The 7,309-nt window shown below is 66.6% G+C and carries 6 protein-coding genes; all 6 read right to left on the minus strand.

The window, feature by feature from the left end; translation table 11 throughout:
- Positions 1 to 225: 225 nt before the first annotated feature.
- Positions 226 to 1,647 (minus strand): aldehyde dehydrogenase family protein, encoded by a 1,422-nt coding sequence (locus AB7O82_RS30565; RefSeq protein ID WP_428550728.1) that lies wholly within the window; start codon positions 1,645 to 1,647, stop codon positions 226 to 228.
- Positions 1,648 to 1,981: 334 nt separating this feature from the next.
- Positions 1,982 to 3,448: a hypothetical protein gene (locus AB7O82_RS30570; protein WP_428620973.1), complete on the minus strand. Its 1,467-nt coding sequence runs from the start codon at positions 3,446 to 3,448 to the stop codon at positions 1,982 to 1,984.
- A gap of 83 nt (positions 3,449 to 3,531) precedes the next feature.
- Positions 3,532 to 4,188 carry a nickel pincer cofactor biosynthesis protein LarB gene (gene larB, locus AB7O82_RS30575; protein WP_428550733.1) on the minus strand — a complete coding sequence of 219 codons (657 nt, stop codon included), beginning with the start codon at positions 4,186 to 4,188 and terminating at the stop codon, positions 3,532 to 3,534.
- Between the two features lie 10 nt (positions 4,189 to 4,198).
- Positions 4,199 to 4,963, minus strand: coding sequence for an adenine nucleotide alpha hydrolase (locus tag AB7O82_RS30580; RefSeq protein ID WP_428550736.1), 765 nt, complete (start codon positions 4,961 to 4,963; stop codon positions 4,199 to 4,201).
- Entirely contained in the window at positions 4,960 to 6,165 is a 1,206-nt protein-coding gene (locus AB7O82_RS30585) for a LarC family nickel insertion protein (RefSeq protein WP_428550739.1), read from the minus strand. The genes AB7O82_RS30580 and AB7O82_RS30585 overlap by 4 nt, the downstream gene beginning before the upstream one ends.
- On the minus strand, positions 6,162 to 7,309 hold a 1,148-nt coding region (gene larA / locus AB7O82_RS30590; RefSeq protein ID WP_428620974.1), incomplete at its 5' end, for a nickel-dependent lactate racemase. The genes larA and AB7O82_RS30585, both read right to left, overlap by 4 nt.

The following is a 7,309-nucleotide window of genomic DNA, read 5'->3' on the forward strand; positions in this document are numbered from 1 at the left end:
TCGTGGTGTAGCTTGTTTTTCTCCTCCCCACCGATTTTGGGGTGGCGTCGCCGTCATTCGGCGTGGTCATGACTCCGGGGACCGGGGGCGTCCCGCCCGATCTTGAACATGCGCGGGCGGGACGCCCGCGGTCCATATGAGAGGCATGACCCCTCCGTCGCCGAAGACGGCGACACCTCCCCAGCGAAGCTGGGGAGGAGAATGAAGAAGGACGCCGAGCCTGCTCTACGCCCCGGCGATCGCCTTCACCTCGAGGAAGTCCTCCATGCCGAACTTGCCCCACTCGCGGCCGTTGCCGGACTGCTTGTAGCCGCCGAACGGGGCGAGGCGCTCGTTGGGGACGCCGTTGAGGTTGACCATGCCGGCGCGGATCTGCTTGGCGACGCGCCGGGCGCTTTCGACCGAGCCGGCGGAAACGTACCCGGCGAGGCCGTACGGCGTGTCGTTGGCGATCTTGACCGCGTCGGCCTCGTCCTTTGCGCCGAGGATGGCGATGACCGGTCCGAAGATCTCCTCGCGGGCGATCGTCATGTCGTTGGTCACGTCGGCAAACACGGTCGGGCGAACATAGAAGCCCTTGTTGACGCCCTCGGGCAGGCCTGGACCGCCGGCGACGAGCGTCGCGCCTTCGTCCACGCCCTTCTTGATCAGCGCCTGGATCTTGTCCCATTGAACGCGATTGACCACGGGACCGATCGTGGTGCCCTCGGCCTTCGGATCGCCCGCCCTAGTCTTGTCGGCGACCGCCTTGGCGATCGCCGCCACTTCCTTCATCTTGCCGGCCGGCACGATCATGCGCGTCGGCGCGTTGCAGGACTGGCCCGAGTTCAGGAACACCTGGGCCACGCCGCCGGTGACCGCCTTCGTGAAGTCGGCGTCTTCCAGGATGACGTTCGGCGACTTGCCGCCGAGCTCCTGGCTGACGCGCTTGACTGTATTGGCGGCACGCCTGGCGACGTCGATGCCGGCGCGGGTCGAGCCAGTGAACGAGATCATGTCGATGCCCTCGTGCTCGCTCATCGCGACCCCGACCTCGGGGCCGAGGCCGTTGACGAGGTTGAACACCCCCTTCGGCACGCCGGCGGCGTGCATGACCTCGGCGAAGATCAGGGCCGAGCTCGGCGTGAACTCCGACGGCTTCAGGATCATGGTGCACCCGGCGGCGATCGCCGGCGCGACCTTGCAGGCGATTTGGTTCAGCGGCCAGTTCCACGGCGTGATCATGCCGACCACGCCGATCGGCTCGCGCACGACGGTCGCCGACCCGACCTTCTCCTCGAAGTGATAGTCCTTCAGCACCTGCAGGGTCGACATCAGGTGCCCGAGGCCGGAGCCGGCCTGCGCCCGCTCGGCCATCGGGATCGGCGCGCCCATCTCGTCCGAGATGGCGGCGGCGATTTCCTTGGAGCGTGCCTTGTAGGCGTCGATGATCCTTTCGAGCAGCGCAATGCGCTCCTCGCGCGTCGTGACCGAGAACGTCGCGAACGCGGCGCGGGCGGCGGCAACCGCCTTGTCGACGTCCGCCTTCGAGCCGACGGCGACCTCGTAGATCGGCTCCTCGGTGGCCGGATTGACCACCTTGACCGTCTTCATGACGACCGGGTCGACCCATGCGCCGTCGATGTAGAATTTCATGCGATTGACCATGTGGATCCTCCTCGAGATTTTCGGGCCGTATCGGGCGGCGGCAAACCGACCTTGGAAGGCGGCAAGTCTAGCGACTGAGCGGCGGGCTGCCTATGGAGGAGGCTCGAAGATCCGCCGGCAACTTTCGCGGTTCAATGTTCGACGGACTTCGAGCGTGTGCTTCATGCCCGGACCGTGAAGGCGACAGGCGCAACAGGCATCGCCGTCTCGCCCGCGCCCGAGAGGTCGACGTCGGCCGCGACTCATCGGCAGCTCGCGCCAGCCGCGAAGCCAGTCGCGCTGCCCGCCGGGCCGGCCGCAAGGCGTCCCGGATCAAGGCTGCTGATGCAAAGGGTTACTTGAGCCCATGCGTGAGAAATGTGGATAGGGCGGTTCGGTACGATGACACTGACCAATTTGAATTCTCGATCTCGACCAATGTGCCCTTGGAGAAAAAGAATGCTATGGCATTGCCGTGAAAGGAAAAGTCCGGCGGAAGGACGCCAAAACGCGCAAAGATTGGAATGATCGCATCCTTGATTCGAAGCCAGGTGCCCTTGTTCTTTGCTCTTGGATCGAAGAAGAACAGGGCCTTGGATGACGCTCCCATCCCGAGCAGAAAGCTCAGTTCCCACAGCACGCCTTCGGTCGTATTGAGCACCAACACTATCTTGTCCGCCTGGACGACCTTGTCTGTTATGTAGGCCTTCCAGGAATCGTCCGGCAGATATTCCCGGTAGGCGACACCGACCGCCGTCTCCTGTCCATCGCCTGGCCGCCCTATGGCGATCAGAGGCATGTAGCCATCCACGACGTCGAAGAATTCCTCCTCCGCAAGTGATTTGAATCGAAATGGTGCCATGATTCTGCTTATCAGCGGCAGCCGGGGGCGAGGAAGCCGAATGTCGTCGGACCCGAATGAACGCAGGTATAGAATGTATCGTTTTCCCGAATTCTTCAGGATGTCACGAACAGAAGAAGCTGAAAGTTTCTTTGCGTTCGCATGCAACGCCAGGGACAGCTTGATTCCCATGACCGACAGTGCAAGCCAGAGCAGGGTCTCAAAAGCGGCACTTTCGGACCTGTCCATGCATTGCTCCATGCCGTCAACCGGGCAGGTGAGGCTGTATGCCGAAGTCTTGCTCAATATATTTCCAAAAGTAAGCAAATAGGACAAGGACTCGGCCAACCCCAGCATGCCGACCAATGACAGGCCGTAGGCAGCCAGCGCCGGCCAGGACTGAAGCGGCGTCCGCGGCAGGTCGAGTGCCTTGTTGAGCAACCCCCACAAACCACGCGTGAGACGACTGTCCAGAGTGGCGCGAAAGGCGGACACCTCGGGTGTTCCCGCCACCGACCAGAGACCAATCGCAATATCCAGGAAAACCCAAGTGGTGATTGCCAGGGCAAAGAAATACAAGCCGGCAAATACCAGGCCCAGCTCGACGACAAATGACACTTGCGCAATGTAGACGAAAGCGTTGGCAACCATAATAACTATCGTGGCAACCACCAACATTCGCAGCGCCCACTTCCAGACATGGATAATCGAAAAGTACAGAATGACAAAGAACGCCGTCGCAAACACGACGACGGCTACCAAAAAGAAGTGAATATAATAGTCACTGAGTGCTGCCAGGAAGAGTTTCATTGTGTCGATATATTGATCGACTGGAGAATAGAGCCCTGAAATGCCGAGGCCGACGTTCATGAAGACCAGGGCTACGAAGAAGACGTAGTGCAGGATTGTAGCACGCAGAAAACGTAGAAGATAAAGAACACGATGCATTCTCTTCTCTGACTCGGTCTGAACGAGCACCATGTGAGCACCTGGAAACTGCTTTTCCGCCAAACGATCGACACCGGCGCGCGGCCCCGCCAGACCGGTCTGATCCCAAGCCGCCGCTATCGGCGCGCGATCCCCAGGATCTTGATCGCTGCCGCCGCGGCGCCGAAGCCGTTGTCGATATTCATCGCCATGACGCCCGGGGCACAGCTCGACAGCGCGGCATTGAGGGCCGTCGCACCGCCGGACGCCACCCCGTAGCCCACGGATGTCGGCAGCGCGATCACCGGCGCGGCAACCATGCCGGCAATGACGCTGAACAGCGCGCCTTCCATGCCTGCCGCGACGATGATGACGCGGGCGTCGCGCAGCCTGCCGACCTGCGCGTCGAGCCGCCACAGGCCGGCGACGCCCACGTCCGCGATCAGCGGCGCGGCGTGCCCGTGGAACGCCAGCGTGCGCGCCGCCTCGCGCGCCGGGCCAAGGTCGGCGGTGCCGGCGGCGACGATCAGGGCGCCCTCGACCGGCGGGCCGGGATGCGGTCCCCCCAGGATCGCGGTGCGCGAGAGCGCGTCGAAATCGAGCCGCTTGCGCAGCACTTCCGGCAGGTCGTCGTGCTGCGCCGGCGCAAGCCGCGTGAGCAGCAGGCGCGCGCCTGATGTGGCCGCGGTATCCAGGATCGCGGCGATCTGTGCCGGCGTCTTGGGCTCGCAGAGCACCGCCTCGGCAACCCCGGTGCGCGCCTCGCGCTCCCAGTCGAGGACGAAGTCGCTCACGCCCACCCGCTCACGCCTGTCCGTGCAGGAAGGCGGCGCCCCGGCGATAGGGGCGGAAGCCCAGGAAGAGGCGCCGTTCGCCTGCGCACAAATCCTCCGCGATGCGTCGCATCGCCTCGTCCGGGTCAGGTGCCTCGACGACGATGCCACCATGGGTGACGCGGCAGCGGAGATCCGTGCCTTGCGGCACAAGGGGGCCAAGGGCGCGCTCCATGCGCGCGACGAAGGCCAGGTCCCGCGCGCTGATCGCGATGCCTGTCTCGACGCGGCTCGACAGGCAGGGCTGCGCGGGCAGCTCGGAGATGTCGGCGAGATCGAAAGCGCGGGCGAGGGCGCGCACGGCGGCCTTGTCCATGCCAGCCTCGACGAACGGATGACGGACGCGGTGCTCGGCCGCGGCGAGCAGGCCGGGCCGGTAATCACCAAGATCATCCAGGTTGGCGCCCGAGGCGATCGGCCCCTCGGTGACGTGGGCGATGCGCGCGTAGAGATTGGTCTTGCAGAAATAGCAGCGGTTGACCGGGTTGGCGCGGTACGCGGGATCGGCGAATTCGCCCGCGTCCACTTCCGTGAGCCGCCAGCCGAACCGGGTCGCATGCTCGCGCACGCGGGCCGTCGCCTCCGCCGGCACGGCAGGCGACAGCGCATGCACGACCAGCAGGCCGGGCAGGCCGGCACGGTGCGCGGCATGGGCGAGCGTCATGCTGTCCACCCCGCCGCTGACCGCGATCGCGAGGCCCGGCAGGTCCAACAGAATGGCTTCCAGCGCCGTCATGGCTCCTCCGCCTTGCGCTTGGCGGCGCGGCGTGCGTCGAGGCCCGCGATATGGGCGAGGTCGTCGCTCTCTGCCTTGTGGCTGGGGCCCTGAGGCCGCTTCGCTGTCTTCACGCGCACCGCGCCGGCAGCGGCACTCGCGCGCGGCAGCACGGCGCGGCGGGCCGCCTGCCAGCGCAGGCCGATGGTCGCGGTCTCGGTGAAGCAGGCGTCGGCCACGGCGTCGCGCGCCGTCGGCTCGACGAGCAGGCGAAACGTGTGGACCGGCCGTCCCTTCTTGCCGATGGCGGGGACGAGCACGAGGTCGCGCACACCGGCGGCGGCGCGCAGCCGGTCCGCCGCGACGGCGATCTCCTCGGCGGACATGTCGTCGATCTCGAAGCTCAGCACGACAATGTCTTCTTCGCCCGGCCCATCTTCGCTCGACGCCTCCGCCGCAGTGGCGAACAGGGTGGCGCGCAGGATGTTGGGCTGGCCCGGCAGCTCGCGCGTGCCGGCACCGGTGCCGATGGCCTGCAGGCGACCGGCGACCCGCGCCGACGCGGCGTCGACGAGATGACGGAGAATGGCCGCGCCGGTCGGCGTGACACGCTCGCCGCCGATGCCGTCGTCGCGCCAGGTGAAGCCCTCCAGCAGCCACGCCGTGGCCGGCGCCGGCACGGGCAGCAGCCCATGGCGCGTGCGCACCAGGCCGTCGCCCCGCGGCAGGGCGGAGACGTTCCAGCGCGCGCCCTCGAGGGCCGCGGCGACGCTGCCCGCCGCCGTCACGTCCATCAGCGAATCCCAGTCGCCGATCTCGTGGAAATGCACCTCGTCCACCGGCATATGGTGGATCGCGGCTTCGGCCTCCGCCAGGTGGCGCAGGATGGCCGTCGCGTGCGCGGCCGTGCCGGGGCTGAGCGGTGCGGCCGCGAGGCGCGCCACCATGTCGCGAAAGCCGGCGTGCGCGTGGTGGGAGTGATCGTGGTGATGGTGGTCGTGGCGATGGTGGTCGCCGGCGGCCGCCGAGAGCCCGAAGCGCAGGCAGTGCAGGCCGGCGCTGGTGCCGGGCGTGAAGACGGGCGTGCCGGTTCCGCGCGGCAGCACAGCCGTGGCATCTGCCAGCACGCGGGCCCGCAGATCGGGCAAGGCATCGACCATGGCCGCGGCAAACATGTCACCCGCGATGCCGCCCACTGCGTCGAGGCGGATCGCGAGAGTCATGCGCCGGCGAAGACCGGTACGACGTAGGGACCTTCGGGAATGAAGGCCACGTTCGGATCGTTGTGGCGGGCGATCGCCTCCTGCAGCGCGAGATCGACGTTCGGCGTGATGGCGACGCCGGTGATGCGACGCTCCTCGTCGTCCAGGCCGGTGGTGTAGAGCTCGATGCGCCCGACGCGCATCGCCTTCATCTGCATCTCGGTCTGCCACTCGTCGATCTCCGCCAGCGACTTCGCCGTCAGCGTGGCGAGGAAGCGCTCCGGCCCCAGGGCGACCAGGCGTGCCTGCGCCTCCCGGAACTCGGGCGAGCCGAACCCCTCGGAGCAGGAGGAGGCGATGATCAGCGTGCCGCCGGGCTCCAGGATGTCGAGCGGTGTCACCATGCCTTTCACTGTCTGGTAGTAGGTCTTGTCGAGCGGATAGCCGGCCGAGGACGTGACGATCGTCCTGTAGCGCCGGTTCATGCCGATCCGGGTGGACTGGGTGACGAACTCGACGGCCGCCATGTGGCTTTCGATGACCTCGCCGAACGTGACGTGCACGAGGGAACGGTCCTCGTCGATCACCGTGTTCAGCGCGTAGCAGTCGCCGAGCCGGTGCACGATCTCCAGCTGTTCCTCGTGCAGCGGATTGCCGACGAGGTTGCACTGCACGGCGAGCGGATCCTCCATGAAGCGGGCGGAGTGGAAGGTGCGGATCGTCGCGTGATGCGCCACGCCGGGGGCGATCACCTTGCGGCCGCCGGACCAGCCGGCCATGAAGTGCGGCTCGACCAGGCCGGTGGCGATGCGCAGCTCCGCCTCGACGAAACGGCGGTCGAGCCCGATCGGCGTGCCGCGCTTCGCGGTGCGCCCGAGATCGACATGCATGGCTTCGTCGCGCGCGTCGTGGTTCTCGACCCGCACATTGGCCATCACCCAGGGATCGCCGACCAGCTCGGCAAGCTCCTCGCCCACGTTCGGGCGATGCAGCCCGGTGGCGACGAGGATGGTGATGGCGCCGAGCGGGATGCCGGCCGACACCATGGTCTGCACCATCGGACGCAGGAACAGCCGGTTCGGCACCGGGCGCGTGATGTCGCAGATCAGGATGCAGGCACTCTTTCTGCCCCGTGCCAGCTCCGCCAGCGCCGGCGCGGCGATCG

Origin of the sequence: Reyranella sp. (assembly GCF_050185545.1) — a bacterium.
GTDB lineage: Bacteria > Pseudomonadota > Alphaproteobacteria > Reyranellales > Reyranellaceae > Reyranella.

Excerpts from the sequence above, each read along its gene's own strand:
- AB7O82_RS30565 (WP_428550728.1), bottom strand. The coding sequence starts at position 1,647 with ATGGTCAATCGCATGAAATTCTACATCGACGGCGCATGGGTCGACCCG.
- AB7O82_RS30570 (WP_428620973.1), bottom strand. The coding sequence starts at position 3,448 with ATGGTGCTCGTTCAGACCGAGTCAGAGAAGAGAATGCATCGTGTTCTT.
- AB7O82_RS30580 (WP_428550736.1), bottom strand. The coding sequence starts at position 4,963 with ATGACGGCGCTGGAAGCCATTCTGTTGGACCTGCCGGGCCTCGCGATC.
- AB7O82_RS30585 (WP_428550739.1), bottom strand. The coding sequence starts at position 6,165 with ATGACTCTCGCGATCCGCCTCGACGCAGTGGGCGGCATCGCGGGTGAC.